Raw genomic sequence first — 24,034 nt, forward strand, 5'->3', positions numbered from 1 at the left:
ATGGCCTGATAGACGTAGCTGCGGCCCGACAACGGGTCGCGGATGGCGCCGCCCAGACAGGTCGAGGCACCGCCGAACGGCTCGATTTCCGTCGGGTGGTTATGGGTTTCGTTCTTGAACTGCAGGAGCCACTTCTCGGTCGCACCGTCGACATCGACGTCGACGTACACCGAGCAGGCGTTGTTCTCGTCGCTCACCTCCATGTCGTCCAGCACTCCCTTCGCGCGCAGGTAGCGGGCGCCGATGGTCGCCATGTCCATCAGGCAGATACTCTTGTGCTCGCGTCCCAGTTCGCGGCGGATGCGCAGGTAGAGCGCCAGCGAGTCTTCGATTTCGTCCTTCACGAACGACTCCTCGACCGTAATGCCCTCCAGCTCGGTCGTAAAGGTCGTATGGCGGCAATGGTCGCTCCAGTAGGTGTCGAGGATACGCAACTCGGTTTCAAAAGGATCGCGGCCCTCGGCGCGGAAATATTTCACCACCTCGCGCAAATCGTCGGCGTTCATCGCCAGCCCGTACTGCTTGCAGTAGGGCTCCAGCTCCGCGTCGGACATTGCGGTAAAGCCTTCGAGCACGGCGACGGGTTTCACCTCGGCCTGCTCCATATCGGTCAGCACGCCCAGGTCTTTTTCACGCGACTCGACGGCGTTGATATAATAATGCCTGATGCGCGCCAGTTCGTCGTCGGTCACCGCATCGTCGAACAACAGCAGTTTCGACGAGCGGATGCGCACCCCGGCCGACGGGTCGATGAGCCGCACGCAGTCGACGGCCGACGCGGCGCGCTGGTCGAACTGGCCGGGAAGATACTCCACGGCGATGTATTTTCGTCCCGCGAGGTCGCACGAATCGGTTACGCTGTCGGTCACCACCTCGCCGAAAACGCTGTAACGGCTCTTTTCGAGCAGCTCCTCGCTGAAGCCGAACAGATCGTAGACGTTCAGCAGGCGCAGGCTGCGGATATCGAGGTTCAGGTTGGTGTTCAGTTCCCGGCGCAGGCTCTCCGCCTCGACCCGGAAACGGGGGTGTTTCTCAACAAAAATCCGGTAGTTTTCCATTTTATTTCGTTTGCACTTATTTTACAAATTTGCCGGCCCACCGGGACTCGTACTCCGCGGGGGGCATCCCCACGAATGTGATATGTCCCATCTTGCGTTTCGGACGGCTCTCCCTCTTGCCGTAGAGGCGGACGTATACGCCCGGGAGATTTTCGGCCGCAATTTTTTCAGCCGCCTCGAGGTCTTGCCCCAGGATGTTCTTCATCACGGTCGGAGCCACGAGTTCAGGCGCCTGCAGGGGCTCACCCAGCAGGAAACGCACCAATTCGCGGAACTGGTTGGTCGTACAGCCCTCGATGGTATAATGCCCCGAGTTGTGGGGACGCGGGGCCATTTCGTTGAAATAGAACCGGCCGTCCCGGATGAAAAATTCAATGGCGAGAATCCCCCGGTAGCCGCAGGATTTCATGAACCGCTCTCCGGCCGCGACCATCCGGCCGCACAGGTCGTCGTCCATCTCCGCAGCGGGCACGAAACAGAGGTCGAGAATGCCGTCGCGGTGCACGTTGCGGCCGATCGGGAACGTTACGACACGCTCCCCGTCCGCGACCATCACAATGCTGGCCTCGTAGTCGAACGGCACGAACTGCTCGAGGATGCAGGGCACGGCGAGCATCGGCAGGGCACGTTCGATGTCGGCCTCCGACTTCATCACCAACTGCCCGTGTCCGTCGTATCCCAGCGTGCGGGTCTTGAGCACGGCGGGCAGGCCGATTTCCGCCACGGCGGCCCGCAGCGACGCCTCGTCGTCCACGGCGGCGTATCGGGGCGTCTGCAATCCGTTCGCACGGGCATTGTCCTTCTCGCGCAGGCGATCCTGCGAATCGTAGAGGGGGCGGAAGCCCTGCGGGATGTTGTATTTCTTCTCCAGCGGTATCAGCACGCTGCCCGGGACATTTTCGAACTCGTAGGTCACCACGTCGCTGCGGCGGCACAACTCCTCCAATGCCGCGGCATCGTCGTAAGCCGCCACGATACGCTCGTCGCTCAAGGCGAACGCCGGGGCATCGGCCGCCGGGTCGAGGCACACGGTACGTGCGCCGAGCAGGTGCGCCTGCTCGATAATCATCAGCCCCAACTGGCCGCCTCCAATGATACCGATCGTTTTCGTAACGTTTGACATATTCCTGTTTACCTCATTTATCGTCGTCGTGTTTCCGGCCCGGGGCCGTGCCCCGCATACGCATCCCGCCCGGATGCGGGCTTCCGACACACAGCCCGGATTGTCCCGGGAGATGCCGCGCCCGAATGTCAGATCTCGGCCGCCAGCACGTCGGCTGTCTGTTTCGCACGGAACGCTTCGAGCCGGGCCGCCAGGGCCTCGTCCTGCAGGGCGAGAATCGACACGGCTATCAGCGCCGCATTCTTCGCCCCGTTGATGGCCGTCGTCGCCACGGGAACACCCGCAGGCATCTGCACGATCGACAGCAGGGAATCCAGCCCGTTCAGGGCACGCGATTTCACGGGAACGCCCACCACGGGCAGCGTGGTCATCGAGGCCACCATGCCCGGCAGGTGCGCGGCGCCGCCGGCCCCGGCGATAATTACGCCGATACCGCGGCTTTTCGCCGTCTTGGCGTACTCGCACAGCAGGTCGGGCGTCCGGTGGGCGCTCACGACGCGCTTTTCGAATTCGACACCGAATTGCCCGAGCATGTCGACAGCCCCGGCCATCACCTCGTAATCGCTCACAGAGCCCATAATTACACCGACCTTCATATCCTCTGGTTTTAAATTTTCAAAAAAGCAGACCGCCACGACATCAGATGTCATGGCGGTCTGGTATCTATCTGCACATCCCGCTGCCGGACACCTGCTGCCCTTGCGACTGCGCGTCCCGACCCTGCTGCCGGCGCGACGACGAATAAAACGCAGCGGCCTGGCCCTGCTGTTTTTTTCGTTCACGTTGGTCGATTCTGCCGATAGAGATCATGGGATGTGTCCGGATTAACCTAACTTTTGTAAAAACAACGCTACAAAAGTAGTGTTTTCCGGCCGATTTTCAAAATCCCCGGGCAGATTCTATTGACAAATTATCGACATTTCGGGATTCCGTCAAAAACGAAATAATCCGCCGCAGCCGATGCCGGCTGCAGCGGATTATCAGCAGTTAGACCCGCCCTGCTATTCGCGGCTGAACGAATAGGGAGCGTCGGCGGAATCGGTGCCGCGCATATAGTCGGGTTCGGGGCGCATCTCGAAGCGGATATCGGCACCCTTCACCAAATCGGAATGGCGCAGGAAATTGTGCGTATAGGCCTTCCCGTCGAATTGCACCGCACCGATATAGCGGGTTTCAGGGCTGTTCGCAGGGGCTTCGAGCACAATCTTATTCCCGTTCTCGAGGTTCACGACCGCCTTGCGGAACAGCGGCGAGCCGACGACGTATTCGTCCGAAGCCGGACAGACGGGATAGAATCCCAGGGCGGAGAAGACATACCAGGCCGAGGTCTGGCCGTTGTCCTCGTCGCCGCAGTAGCCGTCGGGTTTGGCCGAATAGAGGCGATCCATCACCTCGCGCGTCCAGTACTGGGCTTTCCACGGCGCACCCGCATAATTATAGAGATAAATCATGTGCTGCGCGGGCTGGTTGCCGTGTGCGTAATTGCCCATATCGGCCACCTGCATCTCGGTGATTTCGTGGATGCGGAACCCGTAGTAGCTGTCGTCGTAAATCGGCGGAACGACGAATACCGAATCGAGCATCTCGACGAACGGCTCCCGGCCGCCCATCAGGTCGACCAACCCCTGCACGTCGTGGAATACCGACCACGTGTAGTGCCACGAATTACCCTCCGTGAACGCGTCGCCCCACTTGTAGGGACTGAACGGCGACTGGAACTCTCCGTTCGCGAGCCGGCCGCGCATCAGGCGCGTTTGGGGATCGAACACGTTGCGGTAATTCTTCGCGCGCGCCGCCCACTTCTCCAGTTCGGCCTGCGGACGGTTCAGCTTCCTGGCCACCTGGAGGATACACCAGTCGTCGTAGGCGTATTCGAGCGTACGGGCGACGTTCTCCGGGATATTCACGTCGTAGGGAATATAACCCAGCGTATTGTAATACGCATGGCCCCAGCGGCCGGTCGACGCAACGGTCGGGTGCACGTTCTCGGTGGCATGCACCATCGCATCGTAAAGTACCTCGAGGTCTTTGTCGTTCGCACCCTTAACCACGGCATCGGCGACTACCGAGGCCGAGTTGTTGCCCACCATGCAGCCGCGGTGCCCGGGCGACGCCCATTCGGGCAGGAAGCCGCTCTCGCGGGCCGCATTGGCGAGGCCCTGCTGGATTTCGGCGTTCACCGACGGATATACGAGATTGAGCAGCGGGAAGAGGCTGCGGAACGTATCCCAGAACCCGGTGTCGGTGTACATATAGCCGGGCAGCACCTCGCCGTTGTAGGGGCTGTAATGCACGGGAGCTCCGTTTTCGTCGATTTCGTAGAATTTGCGCGGAAACAGGGTCGAACGGTAGAGGCACGAATAGAACGTGCGGTACTGGTCGGCCGTGCCGCCCTCGACCTCGATACGGCCCAGTACATCGTCCCAACGCTGCTGCGCCTTGTCTTTCACCGTTTCGAAGCCGTCTTCGCCCAACTCGGTTTCAAGGTTCCGGTAAGCCTGTTCGAGCGAGATGAACGACGACGCCACACGGGCGCAGACCTGCTGGCCGCGGCGGGTCGCGAAATGCACCTTGGCGACGGCATGCCCGCCCTCGACCGACTTGCTGCCCTCGGGATAGAGCAGGCTGCTGCCGGGCTTGTATTTGTCCGGGGCATCGGTCAGCTCGACGGCACTGAACGGCGTATCGAAGCGCACGACGAACCAGTTGCGGAAATTCTCCGGCACGCCGCCGCTGTTGCGCGTGGTGTAGCCCACAATCGTGCGGCTGTCGGCCATGCCGACCTGAGAGCCGCGGTCGAAAGCGTCGATTACGACACCCGACTCCTTCGACTCGGGGAACGTGAAGCGCATGATGGCCGCACGCTCGGTCGGCGTGATTTCGGCACGGATGTCGTGATCGGCCAGGTATGCCTTATAGTAGTAGGGCTTCGCCGCCTCGGCCTGGTGCGAGAACCAGCTGGCGCGCGACTCCTCGTCGAGTTTGTCCCCGCCGCGCACGGGCATCAGCGAGAACTGGCCGTAGTCGTTGATCCACGGCGAGGGCTGGTGGGTCTGTTTGAAGCCCCGGATTTTGTGGGCCCCGTATGTATAGGCCCAGCCGTCGCCCATCTTGCCGGTCTGGGGCGTCCAGAAATTCATGCCCCACGGCAGGGCGATGGCCGGATAGGTGTTGCCGGTCGAAAGCGTGAAGTCCGACTGGGTTCCCACCAGCGTCGAAACATACTCCGAGGGGCGGAGGCGCTGCTCCGCGGCCGGCGGACACGAGCACGAAGCCAGTACGGCGGCACAGAGGGCAGCGAGGGCGATACTTCCTTTTTTCATTTCCAGTGCAGGTTTAGAGTTCGTACCAAACGGCAGGCTCGGCTCCCATCTCGAATTCGAGCACACCGCCCGCAGCGATGTCGTCGAAAGCGATATAGGGTTTGGCATACGGCTTACCGTTGAGTTTTACGCATTGAATATACTTATTTTCCGCAGAATTGTTGTGCGCCGCAACGGTAAACACGCCGTCGCGGACACGCACCTCGGCTTTGTCGAAGAGCGGCGAGCCGAAGAAGTAGCGTCCCCCGGCCGGCTCGACCTGGTAGAAGCCCAGCGACGAAAGGACGTACCACGCCGACATCTGGCCTACGTCCTCGTTGCCCGACAGGCCGTCGGGCTGGTCGTGGTAGAGTGTCGTGAGGATTTCGCGCACCTTGTCGGCGGTCTTCGCGGGCTGGCCGATCATCGTGTAGAGGTAGACGATGTGGTGGCTGGGTTCGTTGCCGTGGGCGTACTGGCCGATCAGGCCCGAGATGTCGGGCGAGGCGTTGCCCTCGAGCGCCGAGCTGGCCGTGAAGAGCGAGTCGAGTTTGCCGACGAACGCCTCCCTGCTGCCGAAGCACTCCATCAACCCCTCGACGTCATGCGGCACGAGCCACGTATACTGCCAGGCATTGCCCTCGCAGTAGTCGTCCTCGCGGTGGGTCGACGCGAACGGATTGAACGGCGTGCGGAAGCGGCCTTTCGAATCGAGGCCGCGCATGAAGCGGGTTTCGGTATCGAAGAAATGCCTGTAGGACTTGCTGCGCCGGAGGAAGTATTCGTAGTCGGCGGTCTTGCCTTGCGCCCTGGCCACCTGCGCCACGGCCCAGTCGGCCAGCGCATATTCCATGTCATAGGCCACGGCCTCGTTGAAGAGGTCGCAGGGGATATAGCCGTACTTCATGCGCAAATCCATGCCCCGTTCGCCGAGCATCGCCGACTCCTTGAGCGCCTCGTAGGCCTGCTCCCTGTCGAAGCCGCCGTAGCCTTTCAGCACGGCGTCGGCAAGCGCCGGAATGCCGGGATTGCCGACCATGCAATCGGTTTCGTTGCCCATCAGATGCCATACGGGAAGTTTACCCTGCTGCCGGTAGATGTGGAGCATCGTATTGGCCATGTCGGGCATCTTCTCGGGATGGAGTATCGTCATCAGCGGCTGTGCGGCGCGGTAGGTGTCCCACAGCGAGAAGGTCGTATAGTTGACGAACGGCGCCGCACGGTAGACCTTGCCGTCCGAACCGCGGTAGTCGCCGTTCACATCGCAGAACTCCGAAGGGGCGACCATCGTATGGTAAAGCGCCGTGTAGAAGATGCGGCGTGCGGCTTCGTCCGGCGTTTCGATACGAACTTTCTCCAGTTCGGCGTTCCACGCCCGGTCGGCAGCCTCGGCCGTCGCCTCGAAATCCCAGCCAGGGAGCTCCGCCTGCATGTTGAGCCTGGCATTCTCGATGCTTACGGGCGAGATGGCGACCTTGACGTAAACCGTTTCGCCTTTGGCCGTTTCGAAGTTGACGCGGCCGTAGAGGCGCTCCGCCTTGAAGCGCTCGCCCTCGCGCAGGCCGCCGTTTTCGCCGCCCTCGTAAATCGACAGCGATTCGAAAGGCTTCGAGAATTCGGCCGTAAAATAAACGCGCTGGTCGTTGGCCCAGCCCGTCGAATAGCGGTAGCCGCTGACCGTGCGGTCGTCGACGCGCTCGATGAAGGTTTCGGTCGGGGCGTCCCAGCAACCGCCGTTTTCGAGGTCGAAGACCACGGCGGCATCGGACGAGGCCGGGAAGGTGTATTTATGCAGGCCGACGCGCTTGGTCGCGGTCAGCTCCACGTCGATGCCGTAGCGGTCCAACCGCGTGGCGTAATAACCCGGGCGGAATCGTTCGTCGGCATGGCTGAAATACGACCACATGCCCGACTGCGGGTCGTCCTCCGTGCCGCGGGCGTAGGTCACGTCGCCCACGACAGGCATCACCGTGACGTCGAACAGGTCGCCGATACCGGTGCCGTTCAGGTGCGTGTGGCTGAATCCGATGACCGTCGTGTCGGAAATATGGTAGCCCGAAGTCCAGTCCCACGACTGGGGAATGCTCGTCGGGCCGAGTTGCACGGCGCCGAACGGGACGTTGGCGCCCATGAATACATGGCCGTGGCCGCCCGTGCCGATGCGCATGTCGACATACCGGGTCATCGGCTCCGTGCCGGGTGTCTGTGTGCAGGCCGCGAGGAGCAGGCCGGCACCGAATGCTGTAAGAGATTTCAAATTCATCGTGTATATTGTTTGTTTGGGTTTGCCTGCAGGTCGAATACCAGCCGTCCGCCGCGCACGAGTTCGACGTGGCCGACACGGTATTTTTTCAGGGGTTTGCCGCCGAGGGTCGTGCGTCCGATGCATGCGGTACCGAGAAAACGGTTAAACCGCTGCTGATACTCTCCGAACAGGCGGTTGAACGCACTCAAGTCCAGAATCGTTTCGGATTGCAGCTCCATATATTGACTCATTGGCGAACAAATATAAGGAAAGAGTTGCAATATCCACACCCCCAAAACGCAAAAAATGGCCGGCAACACCCGCCGGCCTGAAATTCCGGGTACGGAAACACAACAGCATTCAATCCATAAATTACTGCCATTTAACAGACAACACTCCATCACGGCAAATCCCTGACAAAAAAGCCGTTTTTTCGCGGACTGGACATAAAAAAGCTCCCCGCAGGGAGCTTTCGGCCCGAATTACCAGTTCATCACCGGGCTTTCGCCTCGCAGTAGGCACAACGGCAGGTACCGTCGGCCGAGCGGTGGAACAACTGATCGACATCCTCCGTAGCGGAGATGCAGCGGCGGTTGGAGCATTCCATTTCATTGATTATGTACTCCTGGCCGAATACGGGCGTCTTTTCGAACGGCCGGTTCTCGTCGGCCCAGCGCAGCAGGGTCAGTATCAGCGCCATGCGCACGAACTTGCCGTTCTCGACCTGGCGGAAATAAGCCGCACGGGGATCGTTGTCCACGGCGCGCGTGATTTCGTTCACGCGGGGCAGCGGATGCAGGATAATCATATCTTCCTTGGCGGTCTTGAGTTTCTCGGGGTCGAGCACGAAACTGTTCTTCACCCGGTCGAACTCCTCCTCGTCGAGGAAGCGCTCTTTCTGGACACGCGTCATGTAGAGGACGTCCAGTTCGGGCATCACCTCCTCCATGGTCTGAACCTCCCGGAATTCGAGTTTCGAATTTTCGCTCATCTCGGCCAGCATGTAATCGGGCAGCCGCAGTTCCTGCGGAGCAATCAGGATTACCTTGATACCCGCGTAGCGCGACAACGCCTTGATCAGCGAGTGCACCGTGCGCCCGAACTTCAGGTCGCCGCAGAAACCGATTGTCATATTGTCGAAACGGCCTTTTTCGCGTTTGATGGTCAGCAAGTCCGTGAGTGTCTGCGTCGGATGGCTGTGGCTGCCGTCGCCCGCATTGATGACGGGGATGCCGGCATACTGCGAAGCCACCAGGGGCGCGCCCTCCTTGAAGTGACGCATGGCGATGATGTCCGCGAAGCAGCGGATCACGCGCACGGTGTCGGCGACAGTTTCGCCTTTCGACACCGACGACGAATTGGCGTCCGAGAATCCGATGACGTTGCCGCCCAGTTCCATCATCGCCGAGGTGAAGCTCAACCGCGTGCGGGTCGACGGCTCGTAAAAGAGCGTCGCCAGTTTCTTGCCCCGGCACGCCTCGCTGTATTTAGCCCGGTTGGCGATGATGTCCTCCGCCAGCGCTACGATCTGCTCGGTTTCGGCGACCGTCAGGTCGGTCGGATCGATCAAATGTCTCATAAAGATTCCTTCATTTACGATTTATCCTCTGTTATATTGCGGTCGCATGCCGTTCCCGGCGGAACGCCGGGCCCACAGGTGCCCCGCCGGAGCAACCGTCGGCACGCGGCTGGGACAAGTTATTTATCCATCCAGCTTTCGTCCGACGGGTTGTCGCGGAATTTCAGCAGGCGGGCCTTGTCCCCGGGCTCGATATATCCCTCTTCGGCAGCGACCTCGACGAGCGCGTCGAGGTTCGACAGGCTGTAATTCGTGACGTTCGCCTCCTTGAGCCTGTCCAGCCCTTTTTGCATGCCGTAGGTGAAAATCGACGCCACGCCGAGCACCTCGGCGCCCGCCTCGCGCAGGGCGTTCACCACTTCGATGCACGAACCGGCCGTCGAAATAAGATCTTCGATAACCACTACCTTCTGCCCTTTCTCGAGTTTACCCTCGATTTGGTTGCCGCGGCCGTGGTCTTTCGAACCGCTGCGCACGTAGCCCATCGGCAAATCGAGAATCGTGGCCGTGATGGCCGCATGGGCGATACCGGCGGTCGACGTCCCCATCAGCACCTCGGCCTCGGGATATTTGGTGCGGACGATTTGGGCCAGTCCAGCCTCGACGTGCCCGCGCACGACAGGCGCCGTCAGCGTCAGGCGGTTGTCGCAATAAATCGGGCTCTTGATACCGCTTGCCCAGGTAAACGGCTGCCCGGGACGCAGGAATACCGCGCCAATAGAGAGCAGGTCTTTAGCAATTGATTTCTCCATGATATTCATTTTTTTCGGTTATTTTTCAAATCTTCGGCCACCCACACGGCCCATTCGTCCACATTGTCCGTCAGCGTCCCGGGCAGCGGCAGCGGAATACGCACATCGGGCGCTATTCCCGTTTTGTCAATCCCGCGGCCAGCCGCGACCCGGTAGGAACGTGTCGTGGGAAGCATCATCCACCGGGTCGTGTCACGCGGGAAATACAGGATTTCGCAGTTCGAAAAATCGAGGCACCCCAGCGTATTGTCCTGTCCGTAAACGGTCGTGCGGTGGCTGCTGGCGCGGACTTCGAGCACCAGCTGCTCGCCCGAGGAGCCGACCGCGCCGTCGATCAGAAGCGCCGCGCGACGGGGCCGCGGCGAAACGGAATCGTAGCGGATACGGTAGGTTTTACTGCCCCCGGCAAGAAACTCCCCGGACGGGGTTCGTTCCATCCGTGCAATCTTCCTGCGTCCCCGCTCCGTGTTTCCGGCAAACTCCCGGACATGGGCGATGGCTATATCCGAAACACGGTATTCCATGCCGTCCTCCACGCCTTCATGGTCGTAGAGCAGTTTGAGCAGGGGTTCATAGGCGCTGTCGCTCCCGCCGCCGTTGCCGCGGATGTCGAGAATCAGGTTCGCACATCCCGAAGCCAGATACGCATCGACCGCCGCCTGCACACCGGCAACCCCGGCGTCGGCCGGGTCGCACGACGGGAAGCGGATAAGGTACGTGTCGGCATCCACCCGGCAATGGGTGAACTGCGGGGCGTAACGCTTCATCCGCCCGGCGTAATCCGGATTGCGGTGAATCGACTTGGGCCGGTAGGTACGCACGCCGGGGGTTCCGAGATGCGAATCGTCGAACCAGCCGAGGTATTCGGCGATGGCATCGTAGACGTCGCGGTCGCCGGAAATCTCGCTGCGCAGCCGCCTTTTGAGCGCGGCGTACTCCGCTTCGCGTCCCGCGGTCTTGTCCGGATAGCCGGCATAGGCGCGTTCCACGACATCGACGGCATAGTCGAAATCGGATACGGCAACCCCTGCCGGGGTTTGAGCCCCGGCAGGCAGCAGGCCGAGCACAGCCGCTGCCGCCAGCAATATTCGCAGCAAGTTCTTCATGGGACAGGTTCGCGTAAACCGGGCTCCGGATGGGCCGTGGCAGTCGGTTATTCCAATGCCGAGCATAAAATCTTCTCCACCTCTTCGGGATAGATTCCGCCCTCGTGGACTTTCACGCCGTCGACGTAGAACGTCGGCACGTAATAGTAATCGAACGTGTCGGCCAGCGCAGGCTGTTCCGACTCCTCGATCATCTCGATCTCCACGGCAGCCAATTCGGGATGGGCGGCTTTCGCCTCCCCGATGTAGCGCAGCGCCTTCTTGCAGAAGGGGCAGGATTTCAGGTAGAAAAGTTTTACCGGTTTCATAAGCAGTACTTTTAAAAGTAATTTTGCGGATTATCCGCAGAATTCGTCCACACAACGGCGGTACGCCGCCACGGGATCCGCAGCAGCCGTAATCGGGCGTCCCACGACAATGAAGTCGGAGCCGATTTCCCGGGCACGGGCGGGCGTCGTGACGCGTACCTGATCCGCTACTTCACCGTCTGCAAAACGCACGCCGGGCGTGACGGTCAGGAAATCTTTTCCGCATGCTTCGTGCACCATGCCGGCCTCGAGCGGCGAGCAAACCACGCCGTCCAGCCCCGCGGCTTTGGTATTCCGTGCGTATTTCACAATCGTGTCGTTAATCGAGGCGTTAATGAGCAGTTCCTGCTGCATGCGCTCCTCGCTGGTCGAGGTGAGCTGCGTCACGGCAATCAACAGGGGCCGCGTACCGTCCTCGCGCGTAAGGCCCTCGAGGGCATATTTCATCATTTCGACGGTTCCCGCAGCATGGACGTTGCACATATCCACATCCAGTCGCGACAGCACGGCCATCGCTTTTTTCACGGTATTGGGAATGTCGTGCAGCTTCAAGTCGAGGAAAATCCGGTGTCCCCGGCGCTTGATTTCACGCACGATTTCCGGCCCCTCGGCATAGAACAGCTCCATGCCGATTTTGAGGAAAGGCTTGCGCTCCTCGTCCCTGAAAAGGTCGAGGAATTTAAAGGTATCTTCCGCCGATTTGAAGTCGCAGGCGATAATTACGTCGTGTTGCATAGTATTCGTTTTTATTGTATTCCTTGTGTCCGTCCTCATTTCACCTTATCGGCCTTACGGACGACCGGGTGTTCCGTTTCATTCGACACACCCGATGATGTCGCTCAACTTTTCGATTCCCAGCCGCTTCATCTCGCCGGGCAGCGCCTCGACAATCTCCTTCGAGGCGTAAGGGTTGACGAGGTTCGCGGCGCCGACCTGCACGGCCGTCGCCCCGGCCATCATCATTTCGATCACATCGCGGGCCGTCGTTACGCCGCCGCAGCCCATGACGGGAATAGAGCAGGCCTTTGCTACCTGGTAAACCATCCGCACGGCCACGGGAAAAACCGCAGCTCCCGAGAATCCCCCCATCGTATTGGCGATGACCGCCTTGCGGCACCGGGTGTCGATCCGCATACCCAGCAAGGTATTTATCAGGCAGATGCCGTCCGCCCCGGCCTCTTCGCACGCCCGGGCGATCGCGACGATGTCCGTCACGTTGGGCGAAAGCTTGATGTAGACCGGTTTGGTCGTCACGGCCTTTACGGCGCGCGTCACCTCGGCCGCGCATTCGGGCGAAGTGCCGAACGACATGCCGCCGTGCCGCACGTTGGGGCACGATACGTTCACCTCGATGATGCCGACCTGCTCCTCGCAATCGATTCGCTCGCAGCAATAGGCGTACTCCTCGATCGAGAAGCCGCTGATATTGGCAATCACGGGTTTGTGAAAAAAGGTCTTCAGGCGCGGCAGTTCCCCGGAGATGACGGCGTCGATACCGGGATTCTGCAAACCCACGGCGTTTATCATGCCCGCCGTGCATTCGGCGATGCGGGGCGTCGGGTTGCCGAAACGCGGTTCGCGCGTGGTTCCCTTGAACGAGAACGACCCGAGGATATTGATGTCGTAAAATTCGCGGAACTCATTGCCGTAGCCGAACGTGCCGCTGGCCGGAACCACCGGGTTATCCAACCGCAAACCACTCAATATGACCGAAGTATCCAATTTCATAATGCTTTAAAATTCATGCTTCCGGCCGGCTTCCCGACCATGCCCGCGAGTCCTGCCTCCGCATCTCCGCCCCACGGGACTTCCACCGGCCTGCGGCAGAGAGCATTTCGGGCCGTCGTGTAAAATTACCAATTTCCGGACGGTTACCAAATTATTTCGCCTTTCGCGAGCACCGGCCCCTCTTTGCAAATACGCTTGTTCCCGTATTTCGTTTTGCACGAACAGCCCATGCAGGCACCGAACCCGCAGCCCATACGCTCCTCGAACGACAGCTGTCCGTCCTGCTCCACGGCATCGCACAGCGCCCGCAGCATCGGCAGGGGCCCGCAGGCGTAGAAGTAGTCGAAGTCGGGACGGCATTCGGCAATCGCCGTCGTGACGAAGCCTTTCGTTCCCGCAGAACCGTCGGCCGTAGCCACATAGACGTCACAGCCCAGCGCCCGGAACTCCTCGGCATAAAAAATCTCCCCGGCCGTATTGAAGCCCAGCACCACGCCCACCTGCCGGCCCGCCGCAAGCAGCCTCTTCGCCAGGTTGTAAAGCGGGGGCACGCCCACGCCGCCGCCCACCAGCAGGGGACGCTGCGCGTCGTTGCGAACGTCGAACCCGTTGCCGAGTCCGGTCAGCAGGTCGAGTTCCTCACCGGCGGCCATGCGGGCCATCTGTGCGGTACCCTCCCCCACGACCTTGTAGATGATCGTCAGCGTCGCGGCATCGTAATCGCAGACCGAAATCGGGCGGCGCAGGTAGCGGCCGTCGAGCGCGATGTTGACGAACTGCCCGGGAGCAGTAATCCATTGCGTATCGCCCCCGAGCACCATGCGCCACACCGTCGCCGTCAGCGGCTCGTTCGCAAGGACTTTGTAGATGCCTCTTTTATACATACTTTCCATTCCACCGGTTTTTGATTCGCAGGAGCCGCTCCCGTGTTTCGCGCTTTTCGACCGGACGGGTACAAAAGGTATTTCCCGTCCGGGCAAAAAGGGAAGTGCGAAAGGCACCCTGCGAATCGGAAATCACTTTGCGTCGATGGTCGAAACCCCGAACGTAATCTCCTCCAGAACATCCAGCAGCACTTTCACCGTTTCGAGCGACGTGAAAATCGTCACGTTGTTCTCGACGGCCGTACGGCGGATTTCGTATCCGTCGAGGCGGGTGTTATGCTGGTTGATGTCGATGGTGTTGATGACATAGCTTACGTGGCCCTGCCGCAGCGCATCGATAATCTCGGAGCTGCCTTCGCTCAATTTACGCCGCGTGCGGGTGCGGATGCCGTGCTCGCGCAGGAACTCGGCCGTGCCGGTCGTCGCCTCGACGTTGAAGCCCAGGTCGTAGAACCTCCGCACGAGGGGCAGCGCCTGCTCCTTGTCGTGGTCGGCAATCGTGACGAAAATCGTCCCGTAGTTGCAGACGTTCATGCCCGTGGCCTGCAGCGCCTTGTAAAGCGCGCGGGTGAGCTTGTCGTCGTAGCCGATAGCCTCGCCCGTCGACTTCATCTCGGGCGAGAGGTACGAATCCATACCGCGGATTTTGGCGAACGAGAAAGCCGGGGCCTTCACATACCAGCGCTCTTTCTCTTTGCCGTAGACCTCCGTGATACCCAGTTCCTTGAGCTTCTTGCCCAGAATCACCTGCGTGGCGATATGGGCCATCGGCACACCCGTCGATTTGGACAGGAACGGCACCGTACGCGACGAGCGGGGATTGACCTCGATAACATATACGTCGTCGTTTCCGTCGAGGATGAACTGGATATTGTAGAGGCCGATGATTCCGATCCGCAGACCCAGTTTCACCGTATAGTCGATAATCTTGTCCTTGGCTTTCTGGCTGACGCTGAACGTCGGATAGACGCTAATCGAGTCACCCGAGTGGATACCCGTGCGCTCTACATGCTCCATGATGCCGGGGATGAATACATCCTTGCCGTCGCAGATGGCGTCGACCTCCAGCTCCTTGCCCATGATATAGCGGTCTACCAGCACCGGCGAGTCCTCGTTGACCTCGACGGCCGTTTGCAGGTAGTGGCGCAGGCGCTCTTCGTTCGACACGATCTGCATGGCGCGGCCGCCCAGCACGTAGCTCGGACGCACCAGCACCGGGTAACCGATGCGGGCGGCGGCTTTCACGCCCGACTCGATGTCGGTCACGGCCTCGGCCTCGGGCTGCGGGATGCGCAGCTCCTCCATGATTTTCTCGAAACAGCCGCGGTCTTCGGCATTGCGGATGGCCTCGCAGTCGGTGCCGATGATGGGCACGCCCAACTGGGCCAGCGGCTCGGCGAGGTTGATGGCCGTCTGTCCGCCGAGCGACACGACGATTGCTTTCGGCTTCTCGAGGTGGATGACGTTCATCACGTCCTCGACCATCAGCGGCTCGAAGTAGAGTTTGTCGCTGGTGGTATAGTCGGTCGAAACGGTTTCGGGGTTGTTGTTGATGATGATGGCTTCGTACCCCGCTTCGCGAATCGACCAGATGGCGTGCACGGTCGAATAGTCGAACTCGACGCCCTGGCCGATACGAATCGGGCCGGAACCCAGCACCACGATTTTCTCCTTGTCGCTCACTATCGACTCGTTCTCGTCCTCGTAGGTCGAGTAGAAATAAGGCACATAAGAACTGAACTCGCTGGCGCAGGTATCAATCATCTTGTAGACGGGGAACAGGTCGTTCTTCTCGCGCAGGTGATATACGTCCTGCTGCGAAATGCCCCACAACTGGCCGATAAACTTGTCGCTGAAGCCCATGCGCTTGGCATCGCGCAGCGTGTCGATGTCCATCGGGCGCGCCTTGATTTCGCGTTCGAACTCGACGATGTTCTTGAACTTCTCGAGGAAGAACATGTCGATTTTCGTATTGTTGTAAATCAGCACCAGGTCGACGCCGCCCCGAATCAACTGTGCAATCGCATAGAGGCGGTCATCCGTGGGCTCCTTGATATACTCCAGCAACTCATCGTTCGACCAGTCGTCGAATTTCTTGTGGTAGATGTGGCAGACGCCCGTTTCGAGCGAACGCATGGCTTTCAGGAGGCTCTCCTCCATCGTGCGGCCGATGGACATCACCTCGCCCGTGGCTTTCATCTGCGTGCCGAGCTTGTTCGACGCGTCGCTGAACTTGTCGAACGGGAAGCGGGCGACCTTGGTCACCACATAGTCGAGCGTCGGCTCGAAGCTGGCCGGCGTATTGGACAGCATGATTTCGTCGAGCGTAAGTCCCACGGCGACTTTCGCCGTCACGCGGGCAATCGGATAACCGCTGGCTTTCGAGGCCAGGGCCGACGAACGCGACACGCGGGGGTTCACCTCGATCAGGTAATACTTGAACGACAGCGGGTCGAGCGCGAACTGCACGTTGCAGCCGCCTTCGATTTTCAGTTCGCGGATAATCTTCAGCGCACTGTCGCGCAGCATCTGGAACTCCTTGTTGGTCAGCGTCTGGCAGGGCGCCACGACAATCGAGTCGCCCGTATGGACACCCACCGGGTCGATATTCTCCATGCAACAGATGCTGATGGCCGTATCGTTGCGGTCGCGCATCACCTCGAACTCAATCTCCTTGTAGCCCTTGATGCTCTTTTCGACGAGCACCTGGTGCACGGGCGAAAGGAAGAGCGCGTGGCGCATCATCTCGCGCAGCTGAACCTCGTCGTCGGCAAAGCCGCCGCCCGTGCCGCCCAGCGTAAAGGCGGGACGCAGCACGACGGGATAACCGATCTCCGCGGCCACCTTGACAGCCTCTTCGACCGACATGGCGATTTTCGACTCGATTACCGGCTCGCCGAGCGACTCGCACAGCTCCTTGAAAAGCTCACGGTCTTCGGCCCGCTCGATCGACTCGAACGAAGTGCCCAGTATCTCCACCTGGCACTCGTCCAGGATACCTTTCCGGGCCAACTGCACGGCCAGGTTCAGTCCCGTCTGTCCGCCCAGTCCCGGCACGATGGCGTCGGGACGTTCGAAACGGATGATTTTGGCCACGTACTCGAGTGTCAGCGGCTCCATGTAGACCTTGTCCGCAATGTGCGTGTCGGTCATGATCGTCGCGGGATTCGAGTTGACGAGGATCACCTCGTACCCCTCCTCTTTGAGTGCAAGGCAGGCCTGGGTGCCTGCATAGTCGAACTCGGCGGCCTGTCCGATTACAATCGGGCCCGAGCCGATAACCATCACTTTCTTTATATCTCTTCTTTTAGGCATTTTTACGCTCCTCCATCATTTTGGTAAACTTTCTGAACAAATAACCGCTATCCTGCGGGCCCGAGGCACTTTCGGGATGGTACTGCATCGAAAAAACGTTGTCCTTGACGCACTCCACGCCCTCGGCCGTACCGTCGAGCAGGTTGACATGCGTCAGGTTGAGATCCGTTCCGGCCAGCGAGTCGATGTCCACGGCATAGCTGTGGTTCTGGCTCGTAATCTCGATTTTGCCCGTGGCGAGGTTTTTCACCGGATGGTTGCCGCCGCGGTGTCCGAACTTCATCTTCACGGTCTTGGCGCCGTAGGCCAGCGAAATGAGCTGGTGTCCCATGCAGATGCCGAAGATCGGCAGTTTGCCGCGCAGCTGCTTGACCAACTCGATCACGGGAGTCACGTCCTGCGGGTTGCCGGGGCCGTTCGAGAGCACGATGCCGTCGGGATGGAAAGCCATGATTTCCTCGACCGTCGAGTCGAACGGCACGACCGTGACGTTGCAGCCCACGCGGTTCAGCTGGCGGATGATATTGTACTTGATGCCGCAGTCGACGGCCACCACGTCGTACTTGTGGTTGGGCACACGCGACATCCAGCGTTTCTTGCAGCTCACACGCGAAACCATGTCGTGCGGCATAACGTACTCGTGCAACTTCCGCAGCGCCTCCTCACGGGGCGTGGCCGCATCGGTGACGATTACTTTCTGGGTCCCCTCGTCGCGGATGATGCGCGTCAGGGTACGGGTGTCGACGCCCCAGATTGCGGGGATGTTGTGCTCTTCGAAAACCTCGTTCAGCGTCTTCGTGTAGCGGAAGTTCGACGGCGAATCGTTGTACTCGCGCACAATCATGCCGCCGATGGTGGGATTCTTCGTTTCGTAATCCTCGTCGGCCATACCGTAGTTGCCGATGAGCGGGTAGGTCATCACGACCATCTGATCCGTGTAGGAAGGGTCGGACATAATCTCCTGATACCCCACCATCGAGGTATTGAAGACAATCTCGTTAATGACCTCGCGGTCGGCGCCGAAGCCGTAGCCGTAGAATTCCCGGCCGTTTTCCAAGACAATTTTCTTCGTAAATGGTTTCATCTTTATCTATTGGTTTTCATCGTTTCATCCTCATATACCTCACGGCCGCCCACGACCGTAAGCACGGCGCGGCCCTGCACCTGCCATCCGGCGAACGGCGTAGCACGTCCCATCGAGCGGAATGCCGCCGTATCGACGGCGTACTGCGCCCCGAGGTCGAGCACCGTAAAGTCGGCAGGGCCGCCGAGGCCCAGTCCGCCCTCCAGCCCGAACAGGCGGCGGGGATTGTCGGACATCAGCGCCACGAGTTTATCGAGCGTAATGACGCCCGGCAGCACCATATATTTATATAACAGCGGAAATGCGGTTTCCAGCCCCACGATTCCCATGGCGCTCCCGGCCAGACCGCGCGACTTCTCTTCGGCGGTATGGGGCGCATGGTCGGTGGCGATTACCTCTATCGTACCGTCCGCAATTCCCGCAACCAGCGCCTCGCGGTCTTCGCGGCTGCGCAGCGGCGGATTCATCTTGAAACGCCCGTCCTCCTGCAGGTCTTCGTCGCAGAGCAGCAGGTAATGCGGCGCCGTTTCGCAGCTCACGCGCAGTCCCTTCGCTTTCGCCCGCCGCACCAGTTCCACACTCTCGCGGGTGGACACATGGCAGACATGGTATTGGCAGCCGGTCTTTTCAGCCAGCGCGATATCGCGCTCCACCTGCCGCCACTCGCTCTCCGAGCAAATTCCCTTATGCCCGTGCGCGCGGCAGTATCCGCCGTCGTGGATGTAGCCGCCGCGCAGCAGGTCGTCGACCTCGCAGTGCGCCACAATCGGTTTGCCGACCCGGGCAGCCCGGCGCATCGCCTCTTCCATCAGCTCCTCCGACTGTACGCCGCGGCCATCGTCCGAAAACCCCACCACACCGGGTGCGAGGGCTTCGAAATCGACCAGTTCGCCGCAGCCCCGCTGCCCCATCGTAATGCAGCCGTAGGGCACCACCCGCACCACGGCGTCGCGGCGGATGAGGTCGGCCTGTACGCGGAGCGTTTCCGGCGTGTCGGGCGCCGGATTCAGGTTGGGCATCGAACAGACCGTGGTATAGCCGCCGCGGGCCGCCGCCGCCGTTCCCGAGGCGATGGTTTCCTTGTGTGAAAAACCGGGTTCGCGCAGGTGGACGTGCACGTCGACCAGCCCGGGCACCACGTGCCGCCCGCCGAGGTCTACGACCCGGTCAGGAATCGCGCCTCCCGCCGGGACGATACATCCCGCCTCGACAGCGAACTCCCCGGCCGCAAAACGGCCGCCGTCATAAACTACGGCATTGGTATAAAGTGTCTTCATCTGCGTGAGCATAAAAAAATAGGGCAACTGAAACAGTTACCCTAATGAAACAAAATTTCCGAAAACCGGAGGAAATACGTCACCCGACCAATAGTCCTGCTGCCAGAAAGCCTGCGCTGACGATATGTTGGGTTTACAATTCATAGGTTCTTCGGAATCGCTATAATTGTGTACAAAGGTAGGGCTTTTTTGCCGGGCATGCAAAAATTTCCCGCAATTTTTTCAACAATCAATGCACATCGCCCTTTGCGGCAAGGTGCACAGACTGCTACCCCGCCCGCATCAAACCGGCCTTGCAGCGCACTCCGAAGCCCTTTCCGGAATGCGCAACCGTTATTTGACGATAATCAGGTCGACGCCCGCCTCCTCGACGATCGTAACCATCTGCTCGGGAATTCCGTCGTCGGTGATAATCACGTCGATGTCCTCCAGCGCGCAAATGCGCCCGAAACCGCGCTGTCCGAATTTCGAAGAGTCGGCCAGCACGATATTATGCGACGACGCTTTCATCATTTTGCGCGTGAGTTTCGCCTCGTCGATGGTCGAGGTCGTGATGCCGTGCTCGAGGTCGATGCCGTCCACCCCGAAAAAGAGTTTCGAGCAGATACAGTCGTCGAGCGAACGCGCGGCCTCCTCGCCCAGCACCGAAAGCGACTTCTTGTGCACCGAGCCGCCCAACTGCACGACGTTGACGTTTTCCGCCTCGTTGAGCAGCACGCCCAGCCGCAGGAACGGCGTGACGATATTCAGGTGGTGCCACTGGCGCATCTTGATTTCCTCGGCAAAAGCGTAAATCGTCGAACCCGAAGCGATGATAATCGAATCGTTGTCCTCCAACAGCTCGACGGCGCGCTGCGCGATACTGCGCTTGGCGTCGCGGTTGATATTGTCCTTGACGTGCACGTCCACATCGGCGACATGCGGGTTCGCCGGACGGGCGCTGCCGTGCACCTTATAGAGCAACCCCTTGCTTTCCAGTATTTTGACATCCTTACGGATAGTCACTTTCGTAACCCCCAGCTCGTTAGCCACATCGGTGATACGCACGAAGCCGTATTTGTTCAGGTTATCGAGGATGTATTTGTGTCGTTCGGCAATGCTCAACATATCTGTCTGTCCTTTTAGCAGTTATTGAACAAAGGTAACAATTTTTTTCGCAGTTTTCAAAAAAAAGTGTCCGAAACCGTTTGACGGCCGGACACTTCCGGACCCGAAAGTCCGTATCATCATCTAAAGACAGAAAATCATCGTTTAATTCCGCTCCGGCTCGGCATCGTAACCGTCGGCGCGGGCACCCCACATCAGCAGGAAAACCAGCATGCCCACGACAGCTACACCGATAATGCCGACATAAGCCCAGTTCCAGCCGTAGTGCTGCGCCACGTAACCCAGTCCCACGCCCGAAACCACGGTACTCGCATAGCCGAACAGCCCCGTGAGCCCGTTGGCCGTCGCAGCCGCTTTCTTCGTAGCCTGATTCGCTGCGGCGATGCCTATCAGCGCCTGCGGGCCGTAGATGCAGAATCCTGCGGCGCAAAGCGTTACGAACAACAGCCATACGGGAGCGTCGGCCGGCAGCTGCCAGAAAAGGAATACGAACAGCGCCGAGCCCGCCATGCAGAATACGCAGGTGCGGTGCGCACGGCCTTTCAGCCACTTGTCCGTAGCCCAGCCGGCGAACAGCATCCCGACGATACCCGCGATTTCGAACATCGCCACGAGCCATCCGGCATGCGCCATGCTGACGCCTTTCGACTGGCTCAACAGCGACGGCCCCCAGTCGAGTACCGAGAAGCGGACGATATAGACGAAGAAATTGGCGAAGCCCAGAATCCAGATCAACGGGTTCTTGAACACGTGCTTCATCAGGAATGCACGGTGCTCGGCGCCTTTGGGCGCCTTTTTCACCTCTTTGATCTCGGTGCCCTCCAACTCGGGAAGCCCTACCGACGACGGCGTATCGCGCAGGAAAACGACCAGCCCGATGGCGCCCGCAAACGCGATGGCAGAGGGAATCCAGAAGCACCATTTCCAGGCCCCCATGTGTGCGGCGGCCGCCATGACGCGCTCCATACCCTCCGCGTCGCCGGGCTCAACGCCCAGGTTTGCGGCCATCGTCGCCACGGCCTGCGGATCGGCCGAAACGTTCGTACCCAGCGTCCCCATGATATATCCGCAGAGGATTACCACAAGGCCCGCGCCTATCGAGTGCGACGTGTTCCACACCGACATTTTGGTCGCCAGCTGCGTGGGCGGTATCCAGTGGGTCAGCAGGCGCGCGCAGGGCGGAAAACCCGTCCCCTGGAGCATACCGTTAATCACCCACATGATACCCATGAACAGGATCATCGTATTGGTGAACTGCGTGCCGTCGTGCTCGCCCGTGAACCAGAAGGAAACGTCCTCGCCGAATCCGAACGCGAAGTTGGCCAGCGCACAGAGCGCCAATCCGATAGCCATGTACCAACGGGCGTTCATGCGGTCGGCCAGGATGCCATTTACGAAACGCGAAAGCCCGTAAATCACGCCGTTCAGGGTCAGGAAGATACCCAGGCTCGTTTTCGAGATGCCCAGGTCGGCCTCGAGGCCCGGCATGGCGAGTGAAAAGTTCTTACGCACGAAGTAGAAGAGCGCATATCCGATCATCGTTGCGATGATAGTCCGCGTCTGCCAATACTTGAAGCGTTTGGTTTGTTCTGGAGTCATTTCGGAATGAAAGTTTAGTAGTTTCAGAAAGCAAATATACTACTTTATTTCCCAAATCCCGCCTTTGCCAAAAAGTTTATCGAGCCATTCTTCCATCCAACCGCAGCGGAATGCGATGTCGATGACCGTAAAACGGCTGCGCATGTAGGGTATTTTTTCGAAGCTGGCGCGGAATTTGGCCCGCGAAACGCCGATATGTTCCGGCTCGTAAGGAGCCCCTACCAACTCGAGGCGGCGGCGGACTTCGCCGAAAGGTATAATCTGGCTGCGGATGCGGCCTTGCAGTACGGGCCACGCCTTTTTCAGGCGCTGCAACTGCCTGCGCAACCCCTCCTTGTCGACGTATTTGCCTTTGGTTTCGACCAGGCCGCGGGCGACGAACTCGGGATCGTTGTCGAAAATCCGGTAAATGTCCTTTTCCGTTTCCTCCCACGACTTCCATGCACCGACACACTTCTCGATGTCGAGCTCCTCGACCGGAGCCTCCAGCAGCATTTCGAGGAACGCCGTCGAAGCCAGCGTACCGATACCGACCTTGAAGCCGTGCGAAACGGAGGCACCGTTGTATTTCAGGTGCTCCATATCCCACAGGTGGCTGAACTGGTGTTCGGCACCCGACGCAGGGCGGCTCGACTGGGTGGCCTGCATGGCGAAACCGCTCAACAGCAACCCCTCGGCCAGTTGTTCGACCTTGGCGACATTGCCCTCGTGCACCCCTTTGGGATCGCTCAATGCCTCCTGCAGTCCGTCCTGCACCAGCGAAAAGGCGAAGTCGTCGAGCAGTTCGGAACCGACCGCGTCGGCCAGCATCCAGTCGGCGCCGGCGGGAATCTTGGCAATCAGGTCGGCATATCCCGACGCCGACATTTTCGCAGGAGCCGCAGCCGGAATCGTCGGATCGAGTACCATGCCCAGCGGCGCGGGGCAGTCGAACGTCTGTTTATTGCCGTCTTTGGTAATCGAAGCGCCGTAAGCCGTATAGCCGTCCATCGAAGCCGCCGTTCCCACGATCAGGTAGCGGCGGCCGTTGTGGTGCGAGCAGAGTTTGGTCAGATCGTTGATAACGCCCGAGCCCACGGCGACGGGAATCGCATCGGTCTTTTCCAGCACGGCGTCCAGCTGTTCGACAAACGTCCATTCGGCATAGAGCTTCGGATCGGTGAAAACATGGGGTTCGTCCTGGGGGATTTCCGCTTCGGCCAGGATGCGGTGGACGTCGTTTCCGGCCACACGCCATGTGTTGGTATCAGCAATGACAAGCGCCCGCTTGCCGGGAAAAAGTTCCTTGAACATATCGGCAACCCGGGGCAGGGTATCGATTCCGATCACCAACGCCTTGGTGTCGGTCGTGCGCATTAAGGCACTTTCTACTTTATTCATATTTCTCTTAATTTACACCATCTCGGAAACGAGTGGCAATCTCCGTATACTACCTGCATTAAAAACATAACAAAGATAAAGAAAAATTTCTCTTTCAGCAACAAATAATGCTATATTTTTTTCCTTTATTAACCCTATTTTGCAATACAAGCAGAAATACACACCACTTTTCTTTCCTTTCGTTTCT

At 59.6% G+C, this 24,034-nt stretch carries 18 protein-coding genes and 1 pseudogene; all 19 read right to left on the reverse strand.

What is annotated here, in order from left to right:
- Positions 1 to 1,058: pseudogene (locus QZT71_RS03330) on the reverse strand (phosphoribosylformylglycinamidine synthase); the annotation flags it as partial.
- 16 nt (positions 1,059 to 1,074) lie between these two features.
- Complete coding sequence (gene purK / locus QZT71_RS03335) at positions 1,075 to 2,181, reverse strand: 5-(carboxyamino)imidazole ribonucleotide synthase (protein ID WP_295912428.1); 1,107 nt, start codon at positions 2,179 to 2,181, stop codon at positions 1,075 to 1,077.
- A gap of 128 nt (positions 2,182 to 2,309) precedes the next feature.
- Positions 2,310 to 2,777: a 5-(carboxyamino)imidazole ribonucleotide mutase gene (gene purE / locus QZT71_RS03340; RefSeq protein ID WP_295912429.1), complete on the reverse strand. Its 468-nt coding sequence runs from the start codon at positions 2,775 to 2,777 to the stop codon at positions 2,310 to 2,312.
- 405 nt (positions 2,778 to 3,182) lie between these two features.
- Entirely contained in the window at positions 3,183 to 5,504 is a 2,322-nt protein-coding gene (locus QZT71_RS03345; protein WP_295912432.1) for a GH92 family glycosyl hydrolase, read from the reverse strand.
- Positions 5,505 to 5,517: 13 nt separating this feature from the next.
- Complete coding sequence (locus tag QZT71_RS03350) at positions 5,518 to 7,746, reverse strand: GH92 family glycosyl hydrolase (protein ID WP_295912435.1); 2,229 nt, start codon at positions 7,744 to 7,746, stop codon at positions 5,518 to 5,520.
- Positions 7,743 to 7,979: a hypothetical protein gene (locus tag QZT71_RS03355; RefSeq protein WP_295912437.1), complete on the reverse strand. Its 237-nt coding sequence runs from the start codon at positions 7,977 to 7,979 to the stop codon at positions 7,743 to 7,745. Before QZT71_RS03355 ends, QZT71_RS03350 begins: the two co-directional genes overlap by 4 nt.
- A 242-nt stretch (positions 7,980 to 8,221) precedes the next feature.
- Complete coding sequence (gene pyrB, locus QZT71_RS03360; protein ID WP_295912440.1) at positions 8,222 to 9,307, reverse strand: aspartate carbamoyltransferase; 1,086 nt, start codon at positions 9,305 to 9,307, stop codon at positions 8,222 to 8,224.
- Between the two features lie 119 nt (positions 9,308 to 9,426).
- Positions 9,427 to 10,059, reverse strand: a complete 633-nt coding sequence (gene pyrE / locus QZT71_RS03365; protein WP_295912442.1) for an orotate phosphoribosyltransferase — start codon at positions 10,057 to 10,059, stop codon at positions 9,427 to 9,429.
- A gap of 5 nt (positions 10,060 to 10,064) precedes the next feature.
- On the reverse strand, positions 10,065 to 11,165 hold the full coding sequence (locus QZT71_RS03370) for a S41 family peptidase (protein WP_295912443.1): 1,101 nt from the start codon (positions 11,163 to 11,165) through the stop codon (positions 10,065 to 10,067).
- 47 nt (positions 11,166 to 11,212) lie between these two features.
- On the reverse strand, positions 11,213 to 11,473 hold the full coding sequence (locus tag QZT71_RS03375; protein WP_295912444.1) for a glutaredoxin domain-containing protein: 261 nt from the start codon (positions 11,471 to 11,473) through the stop codon (positions 11,213 to 11,215).
- 30 nt (positions 11,474 to 11,503) lie between these two features.
- Positions 11,504 to 12,208, reverse strand: coding sequence for an orotidine-5'-phosphate decarboxylase (gene pyrF / locus QZT71_RS03380; protein ID WP_295912446.1), 705 nt, complete (start codon positions 12,206 to 12,208; stop codon positions 11,504 to 11,506).
- Positions 12,209 to 12,286: 78 nt separating this feature from the next.
- On the reverse strand, positions 12,287 to 13,201 hold the full coding sequence (locus QZT71_RS03385; RefSeq protein WP_295912448.1) for a dihydroorotate dehydrogenase: 915 nt from the start codon (positions 13,199 to 13,201) through the stop codon (positions 12,287 to 12,289).
- 143 nt (positions 13,202 to 13,344) lie between these two features.
- Positions 13,345 to 14,085 carry a dihydroorotate dehydrogenase electron transfer subunit gene (locus QZT71_RS03390; protein ID WP_363150341.1) on the reverse strand — a complete coding sequence of 247 codons (741 nt, stop codon included), beginning with the start codon at positions 14,083 to 14,085 and terminating at the stop codon, positions 13,345 to 13,347.
- Positions 14,086 to 14,217: 132 nt separating this feature from the next.
- The gene (gene carB, locus QZT71_RS03395) at positions 14,218 to 17,400 is read right to left on the reverse strand and encodes a carbamoyl-phosphate synthase large subunit (protein WP_295912451.1); all 3,183 of its coding nucleotides are present in this window, start codon (positions 17,398 to 17,400) and stop codon (positions 14,218 to 14,220) included.
- Entirely contained in the window at positions 17,393 to 18,484 is a 1,092-nt protein-coding gene (carA, locus tag QZT71_RS03400; RefSeq protein WP_295912455.1) for a glutamine-hydrolyzing carbamoyl-phosphate synthase small subunit, read from the reverse strand. Before carA ends, carB begins: the two co-directional genes overlap by 8 nt.
- A 2-nt stretch (positions 18,485 to 18,486) precedes the next feature.
- Positions 18,487 to 19,761, reverse strand: a complete 1,275-nt coding sequence (locus tag QZT71_RS03405; protein WP_295912457.1) for a dihydroorotase — start codon at positions 19,759 to 19,761, stop codon at positions 18,487 to 18,489.
- Between the two features lie 333 nt (positions 19,762 to 20,094).
- Positions 20,095 to 20,868 carry a DeoR/GlpR family DNA-binding transcription regulator gene (locus QZT71_RS03410; RefSeq protein ID WP_295912459.1) on the reverse strand — a complete coding sequence of 258 codons (774 nt, stop codon included), beginning with the start codon at positions 20,866 to 20,868 and terminating at the stop codon, positions 20,095 to 20,097.
- A 144-nt stretch (positions 20,869 to 21,012) separates the two neighbouring features.
- A complete protein-coding gene (locus QZT71_RS03415) occupies positions 21,013 to 22,467 on the reverse strand; it encodes an MFS transporter (protein ID WP_295912461.1) in 1,455 nt (484 codons plus the stop codon).
- Positions 22,468 to 22,506: 39 nt separating this feature from the next.
- On the reverse strand, positions 22,507 to 23,847 hold the full coding sequence (locus QZT71_RS03420) for a sn-glycerol-1-phosphate dehydrogenase (RefSeq protein ID WP_295912462.1): 1,341 nt from the start codon (positions 23,845 to 23,847) through the stop codon (positions 22,507 to 22,509).
- Positions 23,848 to 24,034: the final 187 nt, after the last annotated feature.

Source organism: uncultured Alistipes sp. (assembly GCF_902388705.1).
In the GTDB taxonomy this organism is placed as follows: domain Bacteria; phylum Bacteroidota; class Bacteroidia; order Bacteroidales; family Rikenellaceae; genus Alistipes.